The organism is Massilioclostridium coli (genome assembly GCF_900095865.1).
Lineage (GTDB): Bacteria > Bacillota > Clostridia > Oscillospirales > Ruminococcaceae > Massilioclostridium > Massilioclostridium facile.
Map to the genome: position 1 here is coordinate 264,847 of NZ_FMIZ01000006.1, position 25,230 is coordinate 290,076.

The window sequence follows — 25,230 nt, forward strand, 5'->3', positions numbered from 1 at the left end:
GAGAAAGGATTATTATTATGAGATTTTTTATTGATACTGCAAATGTAGAACATATTAAAAAAGCAAACGATATGGGTGTGATTTGTGGCGTTACCACCAACCCTTCCCTGATTGCGAAAGAAGGCAGAGATTTTAACGAAGTAATCGCTGAAATCGCTTCCATCGTAGACGGCGCTATCTCCGGAGAAGTAAAAGCAACTACTGTAGACGCGGAAGGCATGATCAAAGAAGGCCGCGAAATCGCTAAAATCCATCCAAACATGGTAGTAAAAATTCCTATGACAGCAGAAGGTTTAAAAGCTACTAAAGTTTTATCCTCCGAAGGGATTAAAACCAATGTTACTCTGGTATTCAGTGCAAACCAAGCTTTGCTGGCTGCTAGAGCAGGTGCTACTTATGTTTCTCCATTCCTGGGTAGACTGGATGATATTTCCCAACCAGGGATTGACTTGATCCGTACCATTGCAGAAATTTTCGCAATCCATGAAATTGATACCCAGATTATCGCTGCCAGTGTCCGCAATCCAATCCATGTAACTGACTGTGCTTTGGCTGGCGCTGATATTGCAACTGTTCCATACAGTGTTATCGAACAAATGACAAAACATCCTTTGACTGACCAAGGAATTGAAAAATTCCAGGCAGACTATAAAGCTGTTTTTGGTGAATAATTTAAACTGGTCAAAATAAATTTTGACCAAACCCTGTTTTTATGTTAGGATAACAGTAGTCCCAGCTAATTGCATGCTGGCTGGGAAAACAATCTAAAAGAAAGTAGGTTGCGTTTGATGGATAAACAGACTAATCTTGAACTGCAAAAAATCGCCTGTCATGTCCGTATGGGCGTTATTGAAGGTGTATTCAATGCAAAATCCGGTCATCCAGGTGGCTCGTTATCCGCCTCTGATCTGTACACATACCTTTATTTTAAAGAGATGAATATTGATCCCAAAGATCCACACAATCCTGATCGGGACCGTTTTGTCCTCTCCAAAGGCCACTGTTGCCCTGGATTGTATTCTGTTCTGGCGGAAAGAGGCTACTTCTCAAAAGAAGAATTGAAATCCCTCCGCCATATCGGCTCCATGTTACAGGGGCATCCAAATATGGAAGATACCCCAGGTGTGGATATGAGTTCTGGTTCTTTAGGCCAGGGAATTTCCGCAGCTTGCGGCATGGCTTTGGCTGGGAAACTAGACAACAAAAATTACCGTGTATACTGCCTGTTAGGGGACGGTGAATGCGAAGAAGGTCAGGTTTGGGAAGCTTGCATGTTTGCCGCCCACAAAAATCTGGATAACCTGTGCATCATTGTAGACAATAACGGCTTGCAGATTGACGGTACTGTAGCTGAAGTTGTTGGTCCAGAACCATTAGATAGTAAATTAGAAGCGTTCGGCTTTGATGTACAAACTATCAACGGCCATGACTTTGAAGAATTGGAACAAGCTTTCCAAAAAGCAAAAACAGTTACTGGAAAACCTTCCGCTATTATTATGAAAACGGTAAAAGGAAAAGGGGTTTCCTTTATGGAAAACCAGGTTGGCTGGCATGGCTCCGCTCCAAACAAAGAGCAATATGATGTTGCGATGGCTGACTTACAGAAAATTCTTGCTGGATTGGAGGAGAAATAACCATGGCTGAAATGATAAAAAAAGCTACCAGAGAAAGCTTTGGGGAAGCAATTGCCGAATTGGCAAATACAAACCCTGATATTGTTGTATTGGACGCTGACTTGGCTGCCGCTACGAAAACAGGGATTTTTAAAAAAGCCCATCCAGACCGTTTCTTTGACTGTGGTATCGCAGAATGCAACATGGTCGGTATCGCTGCTGGTTTAGCTGCCTGTGGAAAAATCCCATTTGCCGCAAGTTTTGCTATGTTCTCTGCTGGACGTGCCTTTGAACAGGTTCGCAACTCGGTTGGATATCCACACTTAAATGTAAAAATTGTAGGCTCCCATGCTGGTATTTCCGTTGGGGAAGATGGTGCAACCCATCAATGCTTGGAAGATATCGCTTTGATGAGGACCATCCCAGGCATGGTGGTATTGAATCCAGCTGACCATTACGAAATGAAAGCAGCTGTAAAAGCAGCTGCGGAATACAATGGTCCAGTTTACCTTCGTTTAGGTCGCCTTGCTGTAGAAAGCTTTAACAACAATGACGATTATACTTTTGAGCTTGGAAAAGGAATTCAGCTAGCTGATGGTGACGATGTAACCATCGTAGCGACTGGTTTGATGGTTGGAGAAGCCCTGAAAAGTGTTGCACAATTAAAAGAAGCTGGTATCAATGCCCGCTTAATCAATATTCATACCATTAAACCTTTGGATGAGGAAATTATCTTAAAAGCTGCCAAAGAAACAGGAAAAATCCTAACCGTAGAAGAACACAATGTGATCGGCGGTTTAGGGGAAGCTGTTTGCAGTCTCCTGTCCGAAAAATGTCCAACTCCTGTAAAACGTGTTGGTGTTTATGATCGTTTCGGTTATTCTGGCCCTGCCGTTGACCTGTTGAAAGACTTTGACTTATATGCAGATGGCATTACCAAAGCAGTGAAAGACTTTTTAGCAAAATAAGATAATTCATGATTGGTCCGGAGATGTGCTATCTCCGGACTTTCTGTTATATCCCGTTTATTATTCAACAAATTATAGATATTATGTTGATAAATAGAACAATTAGACATTTTTTGTTATGATAATATAATATTTTAATCCGATCACGTATTATTTGAGATGAGGCAAATATCATTTTTATGGAATTATCTCCAATATATTTTTCATTCTATCATTATCAGACTAAATTTAAGTCTATTATTTTTATATAAAAACAAAACCAACACATTCACATAAGGAATATGTTGGTTTTAAGAAAAGAAAAGGAATAGGGAAAAGCAATGATTATCTTCCCGCCAAACGGGATCTATAAAAATGTTTTTGCAAAACAGGATAAAGTCAAACAAAATTCAACAAAATTTCATATATTAGTATACCGAATTTAAATTGATTATGCTCGTATTATATTGTGTGTTACTAGACATTTTTTGTGTTTTGACAATAAAATGAAATAAAAAAGGAGATAACCATGAACGCCATCTTTGAACAGAGAAAATATGATTCTGATTTTCATGTATGGACCCACAGTTACCGCAACCTCTATTCCCTTCCACATTATCATCCTGAAATTCAAATTATCCGTATTCGTGAAGGTTGTACCAATATCACCATTCATAAAGATACTTATTTTTGTCATGCGGGGGATATTCTTTTTTGTAGGGGAAGTGAACCACACTCAGTCTGCTCTATTCCAGGGCAAAATTGTATCGTAGATTTTATCGCGATTTCTCCAACTGTTTTTCGCTACATTACACGTGCAAATTACCAGGTAAAGAGACATATTCCATTAGAAGAACTTGAAAAGGAAGGGATGGAGGAATTTTCAAACCAAGTATTTTTTATTGTTCAAAAAGAGCTAAAAGAAAAACCGTTTGGTTATCAGGAAGCGATACAATCCATATTAGAACTTTTTTTGGTCTATTATACTCGTTATTTTTTAATTGATCCACCCCAAAAGGTAGAGCCACCAAAATATGCGAACCTGATACGGGTACAAAAGGTGATGAATTACATTGAACAGAACTATTCCCAAGAGATTACTTTAAAAAAAGCTGCTGAACTTATGGGATATGAACCCTGCCACTGTTCTAAAATGTTTAAAAAATTAACTGGTATGAACTTTATATCTTACTTAAATAATGTGAGGATAAAAAAGGCAATCGAAAAAATCCATTGGACGGATCATTCGATTACCCAAATTGCTTTTGAATGTGGTTTCCACAATGTACGAAATTTTAACCGGGTATTTAAAACAGTAACTGGGCAATCCCCTACTGGTTTTTTAAATACGATCTTTCAACAAACGGACTGTGCCCAGTCGGAAACTTCTTCCCAAAATAGCCCAGCTTTTATTTATTTTGAGGAAGAATGGGATTGAATATGTTGATGTTCTAACTCTAATAATGCCTGTTTGATCTCTACTCCTTCCGCATACCCTGTCAGGGATCCATTTTTTCCAATCACCCGATGGCATGGGATAATGACAGCGATTGGATTCCGATGATTTGCCATACCAACAGCACGACTAGCTTTTGGATTTCCCAGTTGTTCCGCAATCTGTTGGTAACTTCTAGTTTCTCCATAAGGGATTGTTTGAAGGGCTTTCCAATCCTCTATCTGGAACTTTGTTCCATGTAAGGAGAGTGGAAGATCAAATTCTTTCCTTTCCCCTGCAAAATATTCTTTTAACTGCTCCATTGCCTGCTCCAGCAATGGAGTTTTTTGTCGTATCGTATTTTCTAGCTTTTTCTCCTGATCCAAACAAAAACAAACATCTGTAATGCCTCTGCCATCCTCCGCAATAGCCATTTTTTGAAAAGGATCTTTCAACTCCATATACCAAATATACTTCATGTTTTTTCTCTCTTCATGTACTAGATACCCAAGAAAAAATATCCCTGTTATCTATAATCGAATAGTTTATAACATTTAAAACGTCTCTTTCCAACCATAATGATTCTCCGTGAGATATATTGAAAACTGGCTTGAATTTTTTATAAAAATCACTAATTATTATTTTAACTGCATTTACGGTAAATAATTACTTTTTTATTATAACATCAAGGAGGTTAGATGTAAAATCGTACCCATTAGGTTGCTACTTTCATTTTTTATGCGGAACTCTTCTATTTTGGGTAAAAAATACAGCTTAATTTATCCCCTTCTAAACTACATGCTAAAAAGGAATGAAAAATACGAAAAAACAGCACAACAGATGTAATCCAATTTGTTGTGTCATAAAACCAGTTGACAAGTCCACTAAATGACAAAATAAAAAAATACTATATTTCTCATCTGTTTTTCTATTTACAAATTGATTTATCTGTCCCTTTTTACATTTCTTCTTGTCATTTCCGAACCAAACAAAAAATCAGTTGGCTGACAACAACCAACTGATAAAATGTAACCATTAATCTTCCCATTTTTTTGCATGAGCTTCATTCCATACCTCTGGATCACCAACATTGGTTTCACTGGCACGGAAAACAGGATTTTTTCCAGCTTTTTTCTGAGCAATATAGTCTTTCAACACAATTAACGCTTTTCTTCCCAACAACATAATTGCCACTAAATTTACCATCGCCATTAAGCCCATTAAAATATCTGCTAAAGTCCACACAGTAGTAAAGTCCATTAATGCACCTACAAAAATAGCGGCGACACAAGTACAGCGGAAAATCAATAAACCTGTTTTAGAATCGCGGATAAATTTAAAGTTGGATTCTGTATAATAATAATTTCCTACTAAAGAACTAAATGCAAACAAGAAAATAGAAATAGTAATAAAGAGAGGGCCAAAATTACCAACCTGATTTTGTACTGCTGCCTGGACATAATTCATACCAGTCAGGTTAGGATCAATTTCAATACCGGATAATAAAAGCATGAATGCAGTTGTGGTACAAATTAAAATAGTATCAATAAATACGGATAACATCTGTACCAATCCTTGTTTTACTGGATGGGAAACATCTGCAGCGGCTGCAGCATTTGGTGCGGAACCCATACCAGCTTCGTTGGAGTACAATCCGCGCTTTATCCCCTGCATCACACAAGAGCCTGTAAAACCTCCAAAAATGGCTTTTATATTAAACGCTTGAGTAAAAATCTTTCCGAACATCTCTGGTACCGCATTAATATTTTTAATCGTAATAAATAGCCCCAGTCCAATATAGATAACTGCCATAACAGGAACAATGCCAGATACAATAGAGCTGATACGATGTACACCGCCAAAAATAACAGCAGCGGTTAATAAAGCCAGAACACCACCTACTACTAGTGGCCAAATTGTTTCATTGTAGTTCGGGATATAATGTGCCAAAGAGGAGCCCGCATTAAAAGATTGCAAGGCATTAAAACCATAGGCAAAACAGGCAATTAATAAAATAGAGAACACAATTCCCCACTTACGGCTTCCCAATGCTTTTTGGATATAATAAGCTGGACCGCCAATAAATTCTGTCCCTTCTTTTTGTTTGTACATCTGTGCTAATGTGCTTTCAATAAAAGCGGAAGCAGCACCAATTAAAGCCAATAACCACATCCAAAAAATAGCGCCATATCCACCAATCGCAGTAGAAGCAGCTACTGCTGTGGCTACTCCTGCAATATTGCCAGTACCTACACGGCTGGCAGTTGATATCATTAAGGCCTGGAAAGAAGAAATATCTTTTCCATCTTTTTTCTTTTCCCCTAAAACACGGATTGCTTCTGGAAACATACGAAATTGAACGAATTTGGTACGAAAACTAAAATACAAACCTACTAAAATCAACATAATGATTAAGATGTAGGTATACATAAAGTCACTTACGTTCCCCAATAATGAATTGATTAAATCCATAGATTTTAAACTCCTTTTTCGTTATTTTTGAACCACATAATGTATCTATTATACTAAATTTTTCGATTTTTGACTAGGTGATTTTGCATATTAATTGTTTTTCTGTAGTTATTCACGATAAAGTCATAAAAAATTTTTATAATTTATCCTATAAAAGATTTAACTATATATCAATTTTAAAAATTTCTCTTTTATTTTCCAATTATTTTAGTTTGTTATACAAGAAAATAAAAAAACTACTGTTTTTCTTTTCAAAAGATATGGTTAAAACAAAAAGGCTTGTATACACAAGCCTTTTTTGCTATTTTTTACGAGGATAGGGCTTTTTTTCATCTGTTAAACCTGCTAAATAGTCCATACTCGTTTCCAATGCAATTGCTATCTTTCGGCATTGCTCAAAGGTGTAATACCGTTTTCCATTCTCTATTTTAGAATAATCACTCTGGTCTATTCCTGTTAGCAACTGCATTTTAATTTGAGTATATCCTTTTTCTTTTCGTAACTGTTTTAACCGCTCCATATCATCACCATATTTTATTATGGCAATTTCCCCTATTAAAATTAGGGGTAAATTGACCTATCATAAAATAGGTGATTAAATATGGATTTTCTCTTAAAAATGAAAAAAACTTTTACAAAAATCGAAACATATTTTACAGAGGATTCTCTTTCCTCTTTTTTAAAATGTAGTTATGATCATTGATATAATTATCATTATAGTTTTGGAAAATGGATACGAAATTATATTTTATCTGAAAAGGAACTCTTCCATATGTTCCAAAGTGTTGGTATTACCCAAATAGATGATATATCCAATTTTCTTATTCTATTGTTTTATATGGAACAGCACACAAAGTTATTTTATAATCCACAACAAAAATAAAGCTGCTTTTCTTGAAAAAAATAATTTTAGATATATAATAAGTTGTAGTATTCTAAATCTAAAAAATCAAGTAATAAAATACGACAGGAGGATATAAATATGGGCATTATGAATAAGATGGTGAATGGCTTAAGCGGAAATCTAAACGAAGTTTCACTAGAATCTTTACAACAAGAATACGGAGCTTACTTTATGGAGGGTGAAACTGTTTACACAGGTTTTCAACTGATCCGTGATGTTGTTATTTTCACGAATAAAAGGATTGTTACTTTTGACAAGCAAGGCACTACCGGAAAAAAGATGAGGGTAAGCTCTATTTATTTAAGCGCAGTTATTCATGTATCCGCAGAAACTGCTGGTTTTGGTATGGATGATAGCCAGGTTGATATAGAATATATTGATTCCCCTTACTATAAAGTAAGCGGTGGTGTTAGCGTGGCAAAACGGACATTTGAATTCCCCAAAAAGTACAACATACAACCTTTATACCAATATTTGCAACAAATCGCATATAATAACCATGAAGCATTAAATCAATAAAAACCTTATCTTTTATCATTTCATATTTTCTGATAAAATATTGTCGAATTTTCTGTTTTGTGTTATTATGATATCCTATAGGAGGAAAAAAATAATGAAAAAAATAATAACACTACTTACAGTATTATTGAGTCTTAGTTTATTTGTTGGTTGTAGTGCAAAAGAAAGTTCTAATCCATCTAGTATGGTCAGTACAGAAAATAGCTCTTCAAGTAAAACATCATCCAATGACAACACGACAAGTGTAACATCAAATGGAATTTCTGAAACAAATTTAATGGAAGGAGAAGTATATGATAGTGTTGCTTCTATTTATCCTTCCGTGGAGCTAAAAGTGTTAGAAAATCCCTCAAAAGGATTTAAAAATCTTTTAATTTATGTACAACCATCGGAAGGAACATTAGAACAGGCATTTCCAGCCTATTTACGAGCACTAAAAGAAATTACATTGCAGTGTTATCCTGCATTTTCTCATGAAAACTATACGAATGTACTTTTCCATTATGACCCTACCCAAAAGGGCGCTGCCCTCCAAACTGTTTTTTACTTTAAATTAGAGCCTATTCATGATAAATATCGCCTTACCAATGAATCTATAGCGGACTCTATTACAGATTATACATTAAATGTGGCAAATTTGGCAAAGTTGGGAGGAGCTACTGTTTCAGAAAATGAGACAGATATTATGCTTAATGCAATTGCTGATGAAAAGCTTTCTGAGTTAAATGACATTCAATAAAATAATATGGTAAAAGCCTAGATAAAATATCTAGGCTTTTTTATTGTTATATATCATGGACACATCTATATATCCTATGCCTATATCAAATTTTATCAATTTATACACTATTTAATCTATGATACTTTTAATCCTTTTTGACGTAAAAAAGCAATAAATTCTTCTGGAGTTCCTTTTGTAAAAGAATTTTTTGGAAGCATATAAATTAATTTTGCTTCTGAACGAAGTAAAATTAAATTTTTGGTTTGTATCACTTTTTTTATTTTAAAATATGGAACTTCACTAATAGACCCAGTGGAAGAAATATTTTGTATCAATTGGTCCGTTGCGATTATCTTAATATTCATAAATCTTCCGTTCATTATCTCCATATCACGTTTTATTACCGTTTTTGCTGCACGATGATAAAGATAAAATTGTAAAAGAAAAAATAATGGAGCATAGATTGACATAATTAAATTGTAACTGTAATGATAAACAACATATTCAATGATATGATAGACAAAAAACAATCCAAATAAAATATCAAAAACTACCAAAAATGGCCTTTTAAAATACCAATATCGATAGAGCTCCTTTGTAATTGCCAATGTTCTTGTATAGTTATTTTCAAACAAACTATCCATTAAAATATCCTCCAAAACGAAAAAGTTCATGTTATAACAATGTCACGTATCGCAAGCGCTGAAAACCATCTATATGAATATAATTTCAAAAGTTGACACGATACGCAACTTTTCATCAAAAACGTCTATAATTATTCGATTTAACTTTTATTATTTCTTTTTTTCTTATAATCCCTATTAGACAAAAAGGAATAACATCTGCTTGCTACGTCATATAAGTTTGCACCACAAAATGAATTCACTTTAACTAGATATAAAAAAATCCAGAACGTAAATTACGCACAGACTCAATCTAATTGAGTTTGAGTTACCAAAAAGATGGCCACTATAAACACGAGCACAAAACCATAGACAAAAAATAAAGCCCCGCACGCAAAATGCGTGTTAAGGCTCTCGACACTGGAGCAGGTGACGGGAATCGAACCCGCGTCTTCAGCTTGGGAAGCTGACATTCTACCATTGAACTACACCTGCATATGAAATTTTTTAAACTTTTATTATTATACCATAACCATTTTAAAAAGGCAATCCTATTTTTTAAGTTTTTCATAAAATATGGGTTGAAAATAATATCAACTCTTTTATATTATATTTTTCATAAAAAAATCAGTTTTTTTTCAAATAACTATCACATTTCCATCACAAATAAAAACTATACTTAAGTTACTCCTTAAAATTCTTTTTCATAATTTTTCTTTTATTTCTTCTTTTTTCCGCCCTGTTTGTTACAACAGGGCGGTTTTTCCTTTTCTATCTCTATAAAATTTTATTTTGTTGCGGCAAGTTGGGCTCTATTGGTCTAAAAATAAAATCAACATACAAATAAAGTAGATAAACAAATAAAATTAAATTGAAAATCGATCCTACTCTTTGCACGAATTCAAAATACGTAGAGAACCCACCTTGAAAATTCGCTTTTAACAAAAACGCTGCCTGATTGATAAAGGTTATCGCTGTAACGCCTAAATATCCATAAAACATCTTCCAGTTCTGGCAAAAAACAAAACAAAGCAAACTTAAAATCACCACTGGGATTTGATATCGTTCATGCATTTTTGTGCTGAATAAAAAAATAGCATTCATAAACATCGTTGCGTGCAACACCGCTGGAATATGTCTTTTTTGCCAACGCAAATATAAATAAATAAAAACAATCCCTATTAGCAGCAATACACTTACAAGAGTTCCCCAATCCTGATAAGTAAAACTTCCAAAGAAAGGAGAACTATCTGGTTTCCAGTTGTTTGAACCAATTCCATATAAATTAAAGGCATTTAAATTAATATAATTATATTCATCAAATCCCCCTAAATAAATATTTAGAGGAAGCAAAAGATTATGAGAGCCAATGATAAATGGAAGCCAGCCTAATGCACCTACTCCTACCCCTATTCCAATTGCAGAAAAAGCAACCTTTGGTTTGTAATAAAGAAATAACTCCAACAATAAAATGGGAGCCAAATAGGCCATTTGTAGCTTTGTCAAACAGCCTAATGCGAAAAAGATACAAGCCAAGGTTGGGCGTTTCCTTTGGAATGCAAAAAACATAGCCGCAATCCAAAACAGCAACATACTATCCGTTTGGCCCCAAAAGGAACAGTTGAAAATAGTGGAAATATTTAACGCCCACATTGTCGATAGAAATATCCCACATAATTGGTTATATTTTTTACCGATAGCATACAATAATACTACTAACCCAATATCAAACAAAATAGGGATCAACTTAATCCAAAACATCTGTAAAAAACCACTTTGTATTTCTACCGCATGATGGATAGGCCCACTGATAAAAAATAAAAGGGTTGGAAATAGGGGCGGGTAATTTAAACTTTCCACATGAGAATAGGCATTAAACAAGCCCTGCCTCACTCCCTCTGCCCAGGGTATATTGTAGCTTACCGTATCAAATCCATTATAATAACACCCGCCAATTAATAGCCTTAACACAAGCGCAAATACAACAATACATCCAAGCCATACTTTTTCATTGATGTGTATTTGAAAATTATATTTTTGTTCCATTTTTATCTCCTATTTAAGATAATTTATGAACTAGTTTTGTCTTAAAAACAAGTAAAATCAACTACCAAACTTAATTTCTATCCATATTATACTGTATTATGTTATAATTGACAAGTAAAGTTTTTTAAAACAAAATTTTATCAGTAAAATTGCCAGTTTTTTCGTCATAATTTTTCTACTGTTTTTTCTTCTATTCTTTAAAAAAACAACACTTTCTGATCATATTCTTTTTTTATACTATAAGTACTCCTTGAAATTTCTTTTTTCTAAATTTTCTCCTTTTTTGGCCACCTTTTTGGTGGCCATTTTTCTTTCTCTATATTTTTAGTTATTAAATTATTATCACATCTTTTTGTTATTTTTCATATGGTAAATAGGAGGTGAAAGAATGAATAATTTTCAACCAATCGCACATTATCATAGATGTTGTACGCCAAAACCTTGCGTTCCTCCATGCCCTTCCCCTTGTCCACCAGTTTGCTATGTACCTTGTCCCGGTCCAGTTGGACCTACAGGGCCTACAGGACCTACAGGACCTGCAGGAATTGGAATCACAGGACCTACCGGGGCGACTGGCGCCACTGGCCCCATGGGACTACAAGGTAATACTGGACCTATGGGACCAAGTGGACCTATCGGGTTACGAGGACCAACAGGTCCTACTGGTGCTACTGGTGCCACTGGAGCTACTGGGGCAACTGGTCCTGGTGTAGGAGAAACCGGCCCTACAGGTGCAACTGGTGCTACTGGACCGACAGGCCCACAGGGGATTCAAGGAATTCAGGGTATACAAGGTATACAAGGTGTTACCGGAACCACTGGTGTTACCGGTGCCACCGGTCCGACTGGGGCTACTGGTCCAACGGGCGCTACTGGCTCTACAGGCCCACAGGGGATTCAAGGAATCCAAGGTATCCCTGGGGAACAAGGCTCCACTGGAGCTACAGGTGCAACTGGCCCAACAGGTATTGTCGGTCCTACCGGAGCTACGGGTGCTACTGGTCCAATAGGTGTTACCGGGCCTACTGGTTCAACAGGAGTTACTGGACCTACTGGTCCAACGGGAGTTACCGGGCCTACTGGACCTACCGGGCCACGAGGTTCAGATGGGGCAGAAGGAGCCATTGGACCAACAGGTGCAACTGGTGTTACTGGTGAAACTGGGCCTACTGGAGCAGCAGCAACAATCTCTTTGGGAACCGTAACTACAGGAGAACCAGGAACTGACGTTGTTATTACAAACACAGGTACAGATGAAAATGCTGTATTTAACTTTACAATTCCACGTGGTTTTGATGGTGGCGGAACGGTTCCTCTAGATGTTTTAACTGCTTATTCTACCCCACCTCAAGTGGGAACTGAAAATACTGAACTCATATTTGACCGGAATGGAACTTTATTTGGAACCTCAATACAACATGCAGAAAATACTTCAGAATTCACTATTAATGGATCTGGTATTTATTATGTTTCTTTCCATGGAACTATTTCTCCTGTTTCAGGAGTTACTTTTCCCATTAATATTTTAGTAAATCTACAACAAGATGGCACTATTGTAAGTGGAAGCGAAGTACAACATACGTTCCATACCTCTACTGAAAATGTCAATGTTGCTTTTTCCACGATTATCACAGCTAATCCAAATACAACATTCCGTATTGTTGGAACAGGTGGACAATATTTTTATTCCTCCATTGGAATCAATATTTACAAAATTGCGAACCTTCCATGAGAAATTAAGATATATCATTGCATAAAAAATAGGCCATTCCTATTTGGTATGGCCTATTTTTCAAATTATCATCCATTAGAATTCAATTTTTTGCTCAATATAAGCAATCAATTGGTCAATCGCAATTCTTTCCTGTTGCATGGTATCACGGTCACGTACGGTAACGCATCCATCTGTTTCAGAATCAAAGTCATAGGTAATACAGAATGGGGTTCCTATTTCATCCTGACGACGGTAACGTTTTCCAATAGAACCAGTATCATCATAATCTACCATGAAATGTTTTGCTAGCTGTTCATATACAGCACCAGCTTGTTCATTTAATTTCTTCGATAATGGCAATACACATGCTTTATAAGGGGCAAGAGCTGGATGCAAATGCATTACTACACGAGTATCATTTTCACCGATTTCTTCTTCATCATATGCTTCACATAAAAATGCCAAAGCAACACGGTCCGCACCTAAGGAAGGTTCGATTACATATGGTATATAATGTTCGTTATCTTGTTGGTCAAAATATTCTAAGGATTTTCCACTGTGGTTTTGATGTTGGGTCAAATCAAAATCAGTACGGTCTGCAATACCCCATAATTCTCCCCATCCAAATGGGAACAAGAATTCGATATCTGTGGTTGCGTTGGAATAATGGGAAAGCTCTTCTGGATCATGATCACGCAAACGCATATTTTCTGGTTTAATTCCCAAATTTAACAGGAAATTCTTACAATAATCTTTCCAATAACGGAACCATTCCAAATCAGTACCTGGTTTACAGAAAAATTCCAATTCCATCTGTTCAAATTCTCTGGTACGGAAGGTAAAATTTCCAGGAGTAATTTCATTACGGAATGATTTCCCAATCTGCGCCACCCCAAATGGCAATTTTTTCCGAGTTGTCCGTTGAATATTAGCAAAATTCACGAAAATACCTTGAGCGGTTTCTGGACGCAGATAAATTTCATTTTTTGCGTCCTCTGTAACACCCTGGAATGTTTTAAACATCAGGTTAAAAGCACGAATATCAGTAAAATTAGTACCCCCACAGTTTGGACACTTAATTCCATTTTGTTGGATAAACTCCATCATTTGTTCATTGCTCCAACCATTTGGAGATACATCGCTTTGTTCTTCAATTAACTGGTCCGCACGATGGCGTGTTTTACAGTCTTTACAATCCATTAAGGGATCCGAAAAACCACCAACGTGACCGGATGCTACCCAAGTTTCTGGATTCATTAAAATAGCACTGTCCAACCCAACATTGTATTTACATTCCTGAATAAATTTTTTACGCCATGCGGCTTTCACATTATTTTTGAACTCTACACCTAATGGGCCGTAATCCCATGTGTTTGCTAAGCCGCCATAAATTTCACTGCCTGCATACACAAAACCTCTACCCTTGCATAGAGCAACTATTTTTTCCATTGTTTTTTCGCTGTTTAAAAGCATCTTTCTTCCTCCTAAATGGGCATGCACTGGTTGTGCAACCTGTTATTACCGCCTCTTAGGCGGCGGGATCTTTTTCTAGGTAATCTATAGAATCAAAAGTAAAATAAAATCCTACAACAATCAATCCTGCTCGGCGTTTGAAAAATTAATCCCTGTATTATTTCATTTTTTCTTCTTTTGAACTATATTACCACATTTTATAATCATACGAGTTTATCTGGAATATGTCAAGTAAAACCCAATACTTTTCTACTGTACTATATTGACAAACTCTTTTTACGTGTGTAAAATGGATAATATCGGGATGTAGCTCAGTTTGGTAGAGCGCTGTGTTCGGGACGCAGAAGCCGCAAGTTCAAATCTTGTCATCCCGACCAATTAAAAGCCTCGACGCGCATAATCGTGTTCGAGGCTTTTAATTTATCCTATTTTTAATGCTCATAGTTTGAGAATGTTTACATAAGGCGTTTTAAAAATTTTTCTATCTTCGTCCTATAGTAGAAAAATACATATATAATGTTTTAAAAATCTTCCTAATTATAAGGTACAGAACTATTATTATATTATTCGTTCTACGAAAATGGACAAATTAGCTGATTTAACTTATGATAAAATAAATACAAGGAAAAAGCCACCCCACACAATGGGGTGGCCAAAAAGAAGAAAAAGAGAAATGAAGAAAGTTTTTAAAAATAGCCGAACGGAGATGCTCCTACATCACTGTTAAAAATTAACACGCTGTTAGTCCGCCAACTATTTTTGATAAGCGCAAACAGCTATTTCAAACTGAATGGGCATGTTCAATTGAAATCTGCTGTTGCAACAATACTTTTTTAAGGAGCAATTATAGTATACCCAGGTTTTGTGATAAAAACGTGATAACTTTATAAAAAAATATAAAATAGTATTTTTCAAAACATCTTTCTAAAAATAATGGAGGATCTTTTTGTAATTTGGACACAAACGGCGGTTTCTATTAGATTATTACATCGCCTTATTTTTTGTTGATTTTCTTTGATTGGCATTGTTTGTGTAACAAAAGGAACTTTTGTGTTTTTGCTATGGAAAAAATTTTTATTATGATTTTTAATCCAAAATAATCTAAAATATAGTTATATTTATCTTATAGTATTGGTTGAAAATAGTCTTTTCCTATGTTAAGCTAATAATAGTCTAATAAATTTGTACAAGGGGTGGATATCATGAGCGTACCAAAAGTCAGTGTCTTAATGGGGGTACAAAACCTAGAAAAATATATCTCTCAATCAATCGAAAGTGTTTTAACACAAACTTTTACTGATTTTGAATTTATTATATTAGATGATGGTTCCACAGACCGTACGCTGGAAATTATTAAAGAGTATGCTGCCAAGGATGATAGGATCCGTTACTTTTCATTTCCTCAAAAGATGGGGATTGCCTATGGCTGCAATTTTACCGTAGAAAAATCAGTTGGTAAATATTTAGCCCGTATGGATGGGGACGATTTATGGGAGCCAGAAAAACTGATGCTGCAGGTAGAGTACTTAGATTCCCACCCAGAATGTGGCGTTTGCTTTACTCACGTAAGTATAATAGATGAAAACGGACTAGAAATTACAGGTGAGAAAGCAAACAATATGGACGTTTTGTTTTCTCAAACAAACAAAACACAAGCCCAATGGCTACACCATCTTTTTACACATGGTAATTGTCTTTGTCATCCAACTTCGGTAATACGCAAAGAAGTATTTGACCATATAAATGGCTATCATAATGCATTTCGTCAGTTACCTGACTTTGATATGTGGATGCAGTTAATCCAATTTGTAGAATTCCATATTATAGAAAAGCCACTTTTTTTATATCGTTGGTTTGAAAATAACACAAGTAAACCCAATCCAATAGGGATTTCTCGAACTTATCAAGAGTATTTTCAATTGTATTTACATCTGTTTGATCATATACCAGATGATCTATTTATAGAAAGTTTCTCTGATTTATTTATCTGCAAAGATTCTCAGACAGAACAGGAGTTAGCATGTGAAAAAGCTTTTTTATTGTATCATCACAGTGCAGGTTTACTTCCTGAAGCAGGCCGCCTTGCTGGCTTAACATTGTTAACCCAACTATTAAACCAAGATGATACCCGTTCCTTACTACAAACAAAATATCATTTTGACACCTTTGATTATATTGATTTCGAAAGCAAACCCATCTTTTATAGTAGTTCCTATTATGATATTCCAAAAGGATTGACAAAAGATATCGTTTCCTCTACTGCAACGCTTTTTTATAGCACCGGCGATTCCATTGATGGTACAGAATTCCTTACTACCCAATATCAAGCGGATACTGGACTACAGCAGTTAGAATTCCAGCTACCAGAAGGTACTACGATTTTACGGTTGGATCCACTGGAAAACCACCCTTGTGTTGTCTGGTATTTAGCAGCTGAAATCAATGGAATTCCGTTGCGCGCCGATCCATTTAATGCACAACAGGAAGGAATTTGGTATTTTGATAATGATCCGCAAATTGGTTTTACTTTAGAACAACCAATCAGTGGAACATTAAAGATTGTCTTGGGTGTAATGCCATTGCATCAAACAATTACATCTAATATAAAAAATCAGCTATCTCAAGTTTCTGTTAGTAAATTATATCTCTCTAAATTTGAATCAAACTATCAACAGCAAATAGGTAAGTTAAATGAAGAAAAAGAACAACAGCAAGCAGTGATAGATAATTTAAAAGAACAATTATATGCGATGACTGTTGACCGGGATTTCAACAAACAGCAATTAGAGGCAATCCGCAATACCAAAGCGTACCGTGTTTATAAAAAAATACGCGGTATTAAAAAATAATTCTTATAAAAGGCAGTCTAGCAAAAGCTAGGCTGCCTTTTATGGTATGGTGTGCTGAGTAAACTCAATCTGCCCCCATAGGTTAGAATCCACATCGTCCACTGTGTTGTCCTTTAATAACATACAATATTCAGTATCACAAATTGATAGTAAACAGCAATCATACCCTTTTGCAAAACCCGTTAAAAAGTCAATTGCTCTGCTACATAAATCTGGTTCCATATTGATAAAATTAAAATAGGCGCAACCAGTTTGGCGGAAAGTATCACAAGCATCTGCTACTTGCTGTAAGGAACTGACGGAAAACACTGGAAACGGTATACATGGTTCCATATAATCCCTCCTTTTTTCAATAAAATACTGTAATTATTATTATTTTATCAAGTAAAAATGAAGCTTTCACCCTGTTTCTCTAAATTTTTTCTACAATGAAACAAAAAATCTCCTAAAACAAAGCACGCACATATCTTGTAACAATTAATACATCATGCGAATCATAGTCTGCTCATAATCTATTCTGTTTTTCTTTACAAAATTACTATAATTTTTCTTTTCCCTGTTATCAATTTATTTTTATAATGAAATATATCTTGAATTATTTCCCATTGGAGAGAGTTATGGCAAATTTATATTTGGTTACTGGGGCAACTGGTCATCTAGGAAATACAATTATACAAAAATTATTGCAGAAAGGGTGCCATGTGCGCGGCCTAGCTTTGCCGCCCGATCAGACACCGCCTTTCCAATCGCCTAATATGGAATTAATCCGGGGAGATTTACGGGATATTCAAAGTTTAATTGCTTTATTTAAAGATACCGATGAAAATACTGTTTTGATTCACACTGCTGCTATTTTGTCTGCTGCACCTAAATTTGAACATTTGGTATACGATATTAACGTAAACGGAACAGAACAGCTTTTACGCATGTGTATAATGCATCACACAAAAAAATTCATTTATGTTAGCTCTTCCCATGCAATTCCAATTACCAACACCATAATAAAAGAATCCAATCAGTTTAATGCTGATGCATTAGAAACCATTTTTGCCAAAACAAAAGCAATCGCTTCCCGGTTGGTGCTGGATTACGGCGCAAAAGGATTAGATGCCTGTATTCTTCAACCTTCTGGTATGTTAGGGCCTGGGGATTATGGTACTGGACATTTAACACAATTGATTATGGATTTTATGAACCATAAGACGACCATTGATGTAAAAGGGGGATATGATTTTGTAGATGTAAGGGATGTTGCCGATGCTGTTATCTCCTCTATCAACAATGGAATCTCCGGTGAATCATATCTCTGTACCAATCAATATTATGAAGTACAACAACTTTTCCAAATGCTACAGAAAATAACAGGAAGGAAACCGGCAAAAACAATGGTACCTATGTGGTTTTCGAAACTCATGGTCTATTTCCATCAAAATTATCGGAATCCTTTTTTACAACCGCCATTAACTACTTCTTATGAACTGTATTCCATTCCAGAAAAAATTACGTTTTCTCATCAAAAAGCAAAAAAACAGTTACACTATACCCCCCGCCCTATTGAGGAAACTTTACTGGATACTGCTCAATGGCTTGTTTGTCATCATATGGTTCAACCAAGACCATTAGGATGTAAAATATAAAAAGACCAGGCTATCAGTAAAATGGTAGTCTGGTTTTTCTATTTTGTCAATTTTAACAAATATCCTATCTTTATTTGTTTATTTTATCTTAATATAATCATTCAAAAAAATTTTATTTTTCGTCTTTTTCACCAAAAAATACAAATTTTTTTCTTTTTAGTTGCCAATGTTTTTAATTTATATTATAATAAATAAGTTAATAAATATATGTATAGGAGATTTATAATATGACAAATAATATTTGGATTATTATAGCCTTTGGAGCATATTTATTATTTATGATGCTCATTGGCTTCATTTGTTACAAAAAAACAAAAACATCAGAAGATTATTTTTTAGGAGGTAGAAGCCTTGGAGGTTGGGTAGCCGCTTTAAGTGCACAGGCTTCCGACATGAGTGGATGGCTATTAATGGGGCTGCCAGGTGCTATTTATGCATTGGGTACAGGGCAAATTTGGATTGCGGTTGGCCTTGCAATTGGTACTATTTTAAACTGGTGTATTGTAGCATCCAAACTACGCCGCTATACTATTAAGGCAGGAAATGCCCTTACTTTACCAGAATTTTTCGAAAACCGGTTTGAAGATAAATTCAAAGTATTGCGCGTTGCATCTTCTTTGTTTATTATGATCTTTTTCCTTGTGTATACCGCTTCCGGCTTCTCGGCAGGGGCAACCTTATTTTCCACCGTATTTGGTATTGATTACAAAATAGCCTTATTAATTGGTGTCTTTGTTATTTTGGTCTATACCTTTTTAGGAGGATTTTTGGCTGTATGCTGGACAGACTTTGTACAAGGATTTATGATGTTGATTTCTCTAATTGTCGTTCCTGGATTCGCGATTGGAATTTTAGGTGGATTTGATGGGGCTGGTCAAGTATATCAAGAAATTGGCCACCATTTCTTAAACCCAATGTTCAGTGGAGGAGAGCAACTTTCTATTGTTAGCATTATTTCACAGCTTGCATGGGGATTGGGATACTTTGGTATGCCCCATATTTTAATCCGTTTTATGGCGATTAAAAATGAAACTGAAGTGCGGAAATCTCGTAAAATCGGTATTATATGGGTGGTTATTTCATTAACTGCCTCCTGTACACTAGGGGTAATTGGAGCGGCGTTCTTTGCAAACCAACCATTAGAAAATTCCGAAAGTGTATTTATCCAGATGATTAATACCATCTTTTCTGATCATCTTGGTATTCCTTTTGTTGGTGGCCTTCTATTGTGCGGTATTCTGGCCGCCATTATGTCCACAGCGGATTCTCAACTGTTGGTTACTGCATCTTCTATCTCAGAAGACGTATACAAAGGGGTTATTAATAAAAATGCTAGTGATAAAAGCATGTTAATGATTAGCCGTATTACTGTTTTAATCGTGTCCGCAATTGCGTTTGTTATTGCACTGGATCCGAATAGCAGTGTTATGGGGCTGGTATCCAATGCTTGGTCTGGATTTGGATCTACATTTGGTCCAGTTGTATTGTTAGCATTGTTCTGGAGACGCTCTAATGTTGCTGGAGCGGCTTCTGGTATGATTGCTGGAGGCTTAACTGTAATCCTATGGGATTACATTCCATTTGGTGGTTCTACTCTTGCTACTATGACAGGTGTTTACTCCTTAATCCCAGGCTTTGCAATCTGCGCAGTTGTTATGGTTGTTGTCAGCCTATTAACAAAAGCTCCATCCAAAACAATGCTGGATACTTTTGATGAAGTAACTGCTAATAAAGAAATTACAGAATAAACTGGTACAAAATCTTATTACATAAGTAATCGCTTGAGATTTACAATTGTAAATCTCAAGCGATTTTATTGTTATAAAAAAGCCCTCACTGTGTCGAGGATTCAAAAAGACTTTAACAATGGTTAGAAAATAAAAATGCGGTCTGACAACTGCACAAATAATCAACTAAAAAAAGAATATCTGAAATGAATGGCAACAAAAGTTGAGCACATACAAGATGGAATTGCAAATACCACTATATAAAAGACATGGGAACTTGAAATATAGATATGGGAACCGAAGTTTTTAGTGCAGGGGATACCCTGTGGATACAGTGGGAAAAACAAAAAAAGATAGCTGAATATATACAAAATCAGGCTAACTACATGACCAACTGACACTGAAAGAATACATGGACCCGTTCACAGGTGTCAGGATGTAAAAGCGCCTGTGGGCACTGCTAGTGACAGAGCCTTACAGGCGCATCTTTAAAATCCTCGGCTATCCCGGAGGGATTTATCAATAATTTTTAAACTTTTATCCAAATATGAACTTTTTATATTGGAGGCAGTTTATTTTTTCTTTTAAAACTTGTAGCTATTTTGTATTGTTACCAATCCTCTTTCCTCTTGTTCCTACTGTTAAAAGAATAGCTCCTCCTAATAACATAGCAACTCCTACAAATGGAGCATGGTCACCAGTAGCAGGGATATTAGAAGTATTGGTACCTGGTTTTCCAGTAGGTTGTTCTGGTTTCGCTTCTGGAACTGGATCTGGATTTGGTTTAATGGTTTCTGAAGTTTCAGCAATAGCATAAAGGCTGAAATGGCTGGCGTCAAATCCTATAAAAGGAAAATCCTCTACCACATCTATCATTACGGATTCTACCTCAGTTGCAGCCCCTTGGCTATCAATACGATATACTTTGGTTCGGCTTGGGTCATACCCTTCTGGTAATGGAGCTGCGATTGCTACTTCCCCTTTTGGCTGGATCTCCTCCCCATTATTCATCAAAGAAATATCATATAACGTAAAATGATCAGCATCAATAGCGCTTTTTACCATTTCATAATCGTTACCTTCGGTGATCTGACGGGAATTCATCGTAGTGCCTTCTGGGACAATAGATTCATCCGCTGTAATAATAATATTAGTTTCTGGATCATACGCAATAGATGTTGGCATATAGTCTAAGCTTGGGAATTGATCTACGGGTTGGAAAAAAATGTATTTCCAATCTTCACCGTTCTGTGCTACCGTCAAGACACATTTGGTATATTCAGATTCGTTGTCCATATTTGGATTTTGATCCGCAGTTTTGTTCGAAACTTTAGCATAAATTTCAACATAAGTTTCAGTGCCTACGACTGGCTGAATACCAACCAACTCTGTTAAATAAGGAGCATCTCCAATTCCAGCTTCAGGAATCACGAAACTATCCAGTTCCGCATGATATTCGCCCAATATGCCTAAATCTACTCCGGTCATGTCAGGAACACTTTTGTAGTATTGAGCTGTAATAGCAGCAAAATCATCATATGGGATAACATATTGGTAATTCTCTGGCTGATAATATTTTTGGTCATATACCTGGTCATTACCTTTCATTTTTGTAACCTGAAAAGCATCCGCCGCAGGTGGAACCTCTTCAAAGAAATGGTCTGCCCGTTCCGCATCACTTGTAAACTCTGTAAATTGTGTGTAATTTACATATTCTTTTATGGTTTCTTCCATCTCAGCTTTGGTAAAATCCGGAGGTAGGAATTGATTCCCTTCTGCTGCCAAAGTGGTTAGAGGAAATGCAGCCAGCGCCATTACACCAGCTAAAAGAATTGCCCCTATCTTCTTTTTCATAGATTTTTGAAATTTCACAAGTAGCACTCCTTCCTTTTTTCTATTTTCTTCTTGTGAATCAGATAATGAATACTTTATCGTTCTACTCTATTTTTATAAAAATAGGCTTAAAAAACCTATTTTAAAACAGATTTTAGCATTTGTTCAATAAGAACGATAAAGTATATATATTATATCATATTTTGTGCATTTTCACAATATCGCAGAATAAAAATACTGTCTAAATTTATAGGATTTGAATTGTATAAAAGGAATAACTACACTGTAATATTTCTCACTTTATCCTTTTCAATTATATTCTATCCACTGATAACACAGCTACAGCTTATAGTCGCAATGTATTCCACAAACGCAACAATGTCTGATTGCCATTCTCATTGGATGTCATGATAACTTCCCCAACATAGTAGCTCCTTGCATTAAAATAATCATCTTCTATCTGAATATTGTCCCCAGGATAGGCTGCCAGAAGTTCTGGTAATATAACCTCTACTTCCATGGATTTTACACGGGAGTTTAATGCAACTTGTTTTACCGCATCATCTGGCTGGGTTTTCCAAGCTGCTGGCAAACGGTAATACCGTTCTCGTTGAATTTTATAATCAATCGCATAAGGGGCGTCAAAATAATTGGAATAATCCTGTGGATTGTCAGGATTTTGCCAATAAATCCTAGATAATAACTGGCTTCGGTCATTGGTGTACCGAAAACTAGTATAGTAGTGCTCAGAGTCTGGTTTATTTCCAATGATATACATCTTTTGATTGAGCCATCGAGCGGTTAATGTTCCATCTTTTGTTACCAGTGGAAAATAATAGTATGCCCTTCTACAAAAAATATCAATTACATTCCAGGCGCTCATCCCCACAGTAATCTCTAATTTTGGCAGGGTATAACTAAGTAATCCATTCGCTTTTATCCCATAAGGAAGAGCGTAATTCTGGTAAATATATTCCGAACTGCAATTTTCCAAGACAGTAGGACGAACCTGATTTTGCAATAGCCTTGTTTCATATCCTGAGGCCTCAATCTCCAAAAATTCTCCAACAGAAGTGAGCTGGGTAACCTGTTTATCTACAAAGCCGTGGAATAACAGCTCATTCTCCAAATACACTTTAATGCTGGCAAACTCATATGCTTGGTTTTTATCGATAAATAAACCTTTAAACTTACTCCCTACTGTATAAATGCAAGCGGAATACTCAAATTCCACCAGATGGGATAGGGTTGCTGTTTCATTATTTACTGTAGAAGCTAATACAAGGATATTCATAATGTCACCTCAGTAAAAATAAAACGGCAGTTCCATCCATTGGGTAATATCTTTTTGATGGAAAAACTGGATAAAACAGCATCCATCTCCGATTCATCCGGCAGGATTACCGTCTGTTTTTCCCCTGCCGAATACACTTGATACACCTGTTGATATTGCTCCTTGTCCAATACCCCTTCAAACGAAAAGATACGGCTTTTTTTCCCTAAATCTTGAATGACTTCCCCAAGAAAAGCGGAAAAACGAGACACCAGATGCCGTTTGCACACCAAAGAAACCGTTTCTGGATCACATGGTATTTTGATACTACCAAAGGATATTGTATTGGAAGAGTGGGAGAACTTTAACTGCATTTCAGTATAAAAAGCATCTGCTTTACTATGGTAGGTAATTCCACCCACCGCAATTCCCTGATATCCAGTGAGTGTAGATTCTGATAACATAACTAATATTTTGTCTATCATCTGGTTGCATTGGTTGCTTTCCATATAAAATGGAACATAAACTCCAATATGAATCACTGTTTGTTGGATACCATTTTGCTGCTCCAGAGTTTTGTTCCCCACTGTAATCCGAATCCGTTCCAACGGAATAACTTGCTTCGAAAATTCAGGGACAACCTCAACCTCTGGCATATTCTGTCGTAATATCTCCATTAATTGTTCTATCAATTGTTCCATCCTGTCCCCTCCCTTAAAGCAGCCTTCCAGCATTGAAATAGTTCAATGTATTCCAATTGTTCTACTTGATAACGGTGCTGACGGTCTACTAAAATAATTGGCTTCGTTTGCGGGGAATCCCCCTGGTATAAAAAATAAGACAATAAGTTTCCATGGTTTACATTTCCTACTGGGTAAGGTTCCGGATATTGAAACAAATTATTTTCTTCATTCTGATAGAACACCATCCCCAAGCATGGATACTTCTGGTTTCCATCTGATATTGTAAGAGGATGGGCGTAAAAGCGGAACCATTGCTCTAACTTTGGTTTCATGATTCCCCTCCTGTAGTTGAAAAATAAAAATCATCTTCATATTTTAATAGAAAATTGGCAGATGCCCAAAGTTCATCTCGCAAATTTTTTGCCCTTATCGCCTGGTTGTCATCCGAAGTACTAACAGAAATCCCTCCAGCAGAAAAACTTCCTTTTGGTACTGCAGCATCTTCTGTCAAACAGTAACGGTACCAGGCGTTCGCAGCACAAATATAGTCTAACAAGTCCTGGTGTTGTTCTATCTCTTGTTCTTCCTTTACCATCCGAAGCACTTCTTTCGTGGATAGTATAATTAATGGCATCCTAGGCAAAAGTTCTTCCATTGGTATCCCGCTCATTGCGGACACAATCTTGGCAATTTTCATTTCATCCAATGAAATCTCTCCTTTCGAACTGTAGTAAAATATCCAGGGGGGTTCCCTGGATATT

Annotated in this window: 22 protein-coding genes and 2 tRNA genes; 11 read left to right on the forward strand and 13 right to left on the reverse strand. The window is 36.1% G+C overall.

Annotation, left to right across the window (positions count from 1 at the left end; translation table 11 throughout):
- Nucleotides 1-17 precede the first annotated feature (17 nt).
- From fsa to BQ2683_RS03510, 4 genes are all read left to right on the forward strand, one after another.
- Nucleotides 18-671 carry a fructose-6-phosphate aldolase gene (gene fsa / locus BQ2683_RS03495; RefSeq protein WP_069987369.1) on the forward strand — a complete coding sequence of 218 codons (654 nt, stop codon included), beginning with the start codon at nucleotides 18-20 and terminating at the stop codon, nucleotides 669-671.
- Between the two features lie 117 nt (nucleotides 672-788).
- Nucleotides 789-1,634 carry a transketolase gene (locus BQ2683_RS03500; RefSeq protein WP_069987370.1) on the forward strand — a complete coding sequence of 282 codons (846 nt, stop codon included), beginning with the start codon at nucleotides 789-791 and terminating at the stop codon, nucleotides 1,632-1,634.
- Nucleotides 1,635-1,636: 2 nt separating this feature from the next.
- Nucleotides 1,637-2,581 carry a transketolase family protein gene (locus BQ2683_RS03505; protein WP_069987371.1) on the forward strand — a complete coding sequence of 315 codons (945 nt, stop codon included), beginning with the start codon at nucleotides 1,637-1,639 and terminating at the stop codon, nucleotides 2,579-2,581.
- Nucleotides 2,582-3,089: 508 nt separating this feature from the next.
- Entirely contained in the window at nucleotides 3,090-3,998 is a 909-nt protein-coding gene (locus BQ2683_RS03510; RefSeq protein ID WP_069987372.1) for a helix-turn-helix domain-containing protein, read from the forward strand.
- On the opposite strand, the gene BQ2683_RS03515 is transcribed toward BQ2683_RS03510, so the two are convergent.
- The 3 genes from BQ2683_RS03515 to BQ2683_RS03525 form a co-directional block, all read right to left on the reverse strand.
- Nucleotides 3,974-4,474, reverse strand: a complete 501-nt coding sequence (locus BQ2683_RS03515) for a methylated-DNA--[protein]-cysteine S-methyltransferase (protein WP_069987373.1) — start codon at nucleotides 4,472-4,474, stop codon at nucleotides 3,974-3,976. The genes BQ2683_RS03510 and BQ2683_RS03515 overlap by 25 nt on opposite strands.
- 556 nt (nucleotides 4,475-5,030) lie before the next feature.
- Entirely contained in the window at nucleotides 5,031-6,467 is a 1,437-nt protein-coding gene (locus BQ2683_RS03520; RefSeq protein ID WP_069987374.1) for an alanine/glycine:cation symporter family protein, read from the reverse strand.
- Nucleotides 6,468-6,768: 301 nt separating this feature from the next.
- Nucleotides 6,769-6,987, reverse strand: coding sequence for a helix-turn-helix domain-containing protein (locus BQ2683_RS03525; RefSeq protein WP_069987375.1), 219 nt, complete (start codon nucleotides 6,985-6,987; stop codon nucleotides 6,769-6,771).
- Between the two features lie 462 nt (nucleotides 6,988-7,449).
- Here BQ2683_RS03525 and BQ2683_RS03530 point away from each other — a divergent pair, with 462 nt between their 5' ends.
- Both BQ2683_RS03530 and BQ2683_RS03535 read left to right on the forward strand, forming a co-directional pair.
- On the forward strand, nucleotides 7,450-7,890 hold the full coding sequence (locus BQ2683_RS03530) for a PH domain-containing protein (protein WP_069987376.1): 441 nt from the start codon (nucleotides 7,450-7,452) through the stop codon (nucleotides 7,888-7,890).
- A gap of 94 nt (nucleotides 7,891-7,984) precedes the next feature.
- Nucleotides 7,985-8,629 carry a hypothetical protein gene (locus BQ2683_RS03535; protein WP_069987377.1) on the forward strand — a complete coding sequence of 215 codons (645 nt, stop codon included), beginning with the start codon at nucleotides 7,985-7,987 and terminating at the stop codon, nucleotides 8,627-8,629.
- Between the two features lie 116 nt (nucleotides 8,630-8,745).
- Here BQ2683_RS03535 and BQ2683_RS03540 read toward each other — a convergent pair whose 3' ends face one another.
- From BQ2683_RS03540 to BQ2683_RS03550, 3 genes are all read right to left on the reverse strand, one after another.
- On the reverse strand, nucleotides 8,746-9,255 hold the full coding sequence (locus tag BQ2683_RS03540) for a YcxB family protein (protein WP_069987378.1): 510 nt from the start codon (nucleotides 9,253-9,255) through the stop codon (nucleotides 8,746-8,748).
- Between the two features lie 400 nt (nucleotides 9,256-9,655).
- Nucleotides 9,656-9,729: transfer RNA gene (locus BQ2683_RS03545), tRNA-Gly, on the reverse strand.
- Nucleotides 9,730-10,011: 282 nt separating this feature from the next.
- Nucleotides 10,012-11,280, reverse strand: coding sequence for a glycosyltransferase 87 family protein (locus tag BQ2683_RS03550; RefSeq protein WP_069987379.1), 1,269 nt, complete (start codon nucleotides 11,278-11,280; stop codon nucleotides 10,012-10,014).
- A gap of 388 nt (nucleotides 11,281-11,668) precedes the next feature.
- On the opposite strand from BQ2683_RS03550, the gene BQ2683_RS13785 reads away from it, so the two are divergent.
- The gene (locus BQ2683_RS13785; RefSeq protein ID WP_069987380.1) at nucleotides 11,669-13,012 is read left to right on the forward strand and encodes a collagen-like domain-containing protein; all 1,344 of its coding nucleotides are present in this window, start codon (nucleotides 11,669-11,671) and stop codon (nucleotides 13,010-13,012) included.
- Nucleotides 13,013-13,087: 75 nt separating this feature from the next.
- On the opposite strand, the gene BQ2683_RS03560 is transcribed toward BQ2683_RS13785, so the two are convergent.
- Nucleotides 13,088-14,467: a glycine--tRNA ligase gene (locus tag BQ2683_RS03560; protein ID WP_069987381.1), complete on the reverse strand. Its 1,380-nt coding sequence runs from the start codon at nucleotides 14,465-14,467 to the stop codon at nucleotides 13,088-13,090.
- Nucleotides 14,468-14,767: 300 nt separating this feature from the next.
- On the opposite strand from BQ2683_RS03560, the gene BQ2683_RS03565 reads away from it, so the two are divergent.
- Nucleotides 14,768-14,844: transfer RNA gene (locus BQ2683_RS03565), tRNA-Pro, on the forward strand.
- An 825-nt stretch (nucleotides 14,845-15,669) separates the two neighbouring features.
- Complete coding sequence (locus tag BQ2683_RS03570) at nucleotides 15,670-17,316, forward strand: glycosyltransferase family 2 protein (protein WP_069987382.1); 1,647 nt, start codon at nucleotides 15,670-15,672, stop codon at nucleotides 17,314-17,316.
- 39 nt (nucleotides 17,317-17,355) lie between these two features.
- Here BQ2683_RS03570 and BQ2683_RS03575 read toward each other — a convergent pair whose 3' ends face one another.
- Entirely contained in the window at nucleotides 17,356-17,649 is a 294-nt protein-coding gene (locus BQ2683_RS03575) for a cell division protein SepF (protein ID WP_069987383.1), read from the reverse strand.
- 284 nt (nucleotides 17,650-17,933) lie between these two features.
- On the opposite strand from BQ2683_RS03575, the gene BQ2683_RS03580 reads away from it, so the two are divergent.
- Both BQ2683_RS03580 and putP read left to right on the forward strand, forming a co-directional pair.
- Nucleotides 17,934-18,953: an NAD-dependent epimerase/dehydratase family protein gene (locus tag BQ2683_RS03580; protein WP_069987384.1), complete on the forward strand. Its 1,020-nt coding sequence runs from the start codon at nucleotides 17,934-17,936 to the stop codon at nucleotides 18,951-18,953.
- Nucleotides 18,954-19,180: 227 nt separating this feature from the next.
- Complete coding sequence (gene putP, locus BQ2683_RS03585) at nucleotides 19,181-20,701, forward strand: sodium/proline symporter PutP (protein WP_069987385.1); 1,521 nt, start codon at nucleotides 19,181-19,183, stop codon at nucleotides 20,699-20,701.
- A 576-nt stretch (nucleotides 20,702-21,277) separates the two neighbouring features.
- Here the strand turns inward: putP and BQ2683_RS03590 are convergent.
- From BQ2683_RS03590 to BQ2683_RS03610, 5 genes are all read right to left on the reverse strand, one after another.
- Entirely contained in the window at nucleotides 21,278-22,552 is a 1,275-nt protein-coding gene (locus BQ2683_RS03590; protein WP_069987386.1) for a hypothetical protein, read from the reverse strand.
- Nucleotides 22,553-22,859: 307 nt separating this feature from the next.
- Entirely contained in the window at nucleotides 22,860-23,807 is a 948-nt protein-coding gene (locus BQ2683_RS03595) for a hypothetical protein (protein WP_069987387.1), read from the reverse strand.
- Complete coding sequence (locus tag BQ2683_RS03600; RefSeq protein ID WP_069987388.1) at nucleotides 23,804-24,487, reverse strand: hypothetical protein; 684 nt, start codon at nucleotides 24,485-24,487, stop codon at nucleotides 23,804-23,806. The genes BQ2683_RS03595 and BQ2683_RS03600 overlap by 4 nt, the downstream gene beginning before the upstream one ends.
- Nucleotides 24,475-24,801: a hypothetical protein gene (locus tag BQ2683_RS03605; protein WP_069987389.1), complete on the reverse strand. Its 327-nt coding sequence runs from the start codon at nucleotides 24,799-24,801 to the stop codon at nucleotides 24,475-24,477. The genes BQ2683_RS03600 and BQ2683_RS03605 overlap by 13 nt, the downstream gene beginning before the upstream one ends.
- Nucleotides 24,798-25,175 carry a hypothetical protein gene (locus tag BQ2683_RS03610; RefSeq protein WP_069987390.1) on the reverse strand — a complete coding sequence of 126 codons (378 nt, stop codon included), beginning with the start codon at nucleotides 25,173-25,175 and terminating at the stop codon, nucleotides 24,798-24,800. Before BQ2683_RS03610 ends, BQ2683_RS03605 begins: the two co-directional genes overlap by 4 nt.
- Between the last annotated feature and the right edge of the window lie 55 nt (nucleotides 25,176-25,230).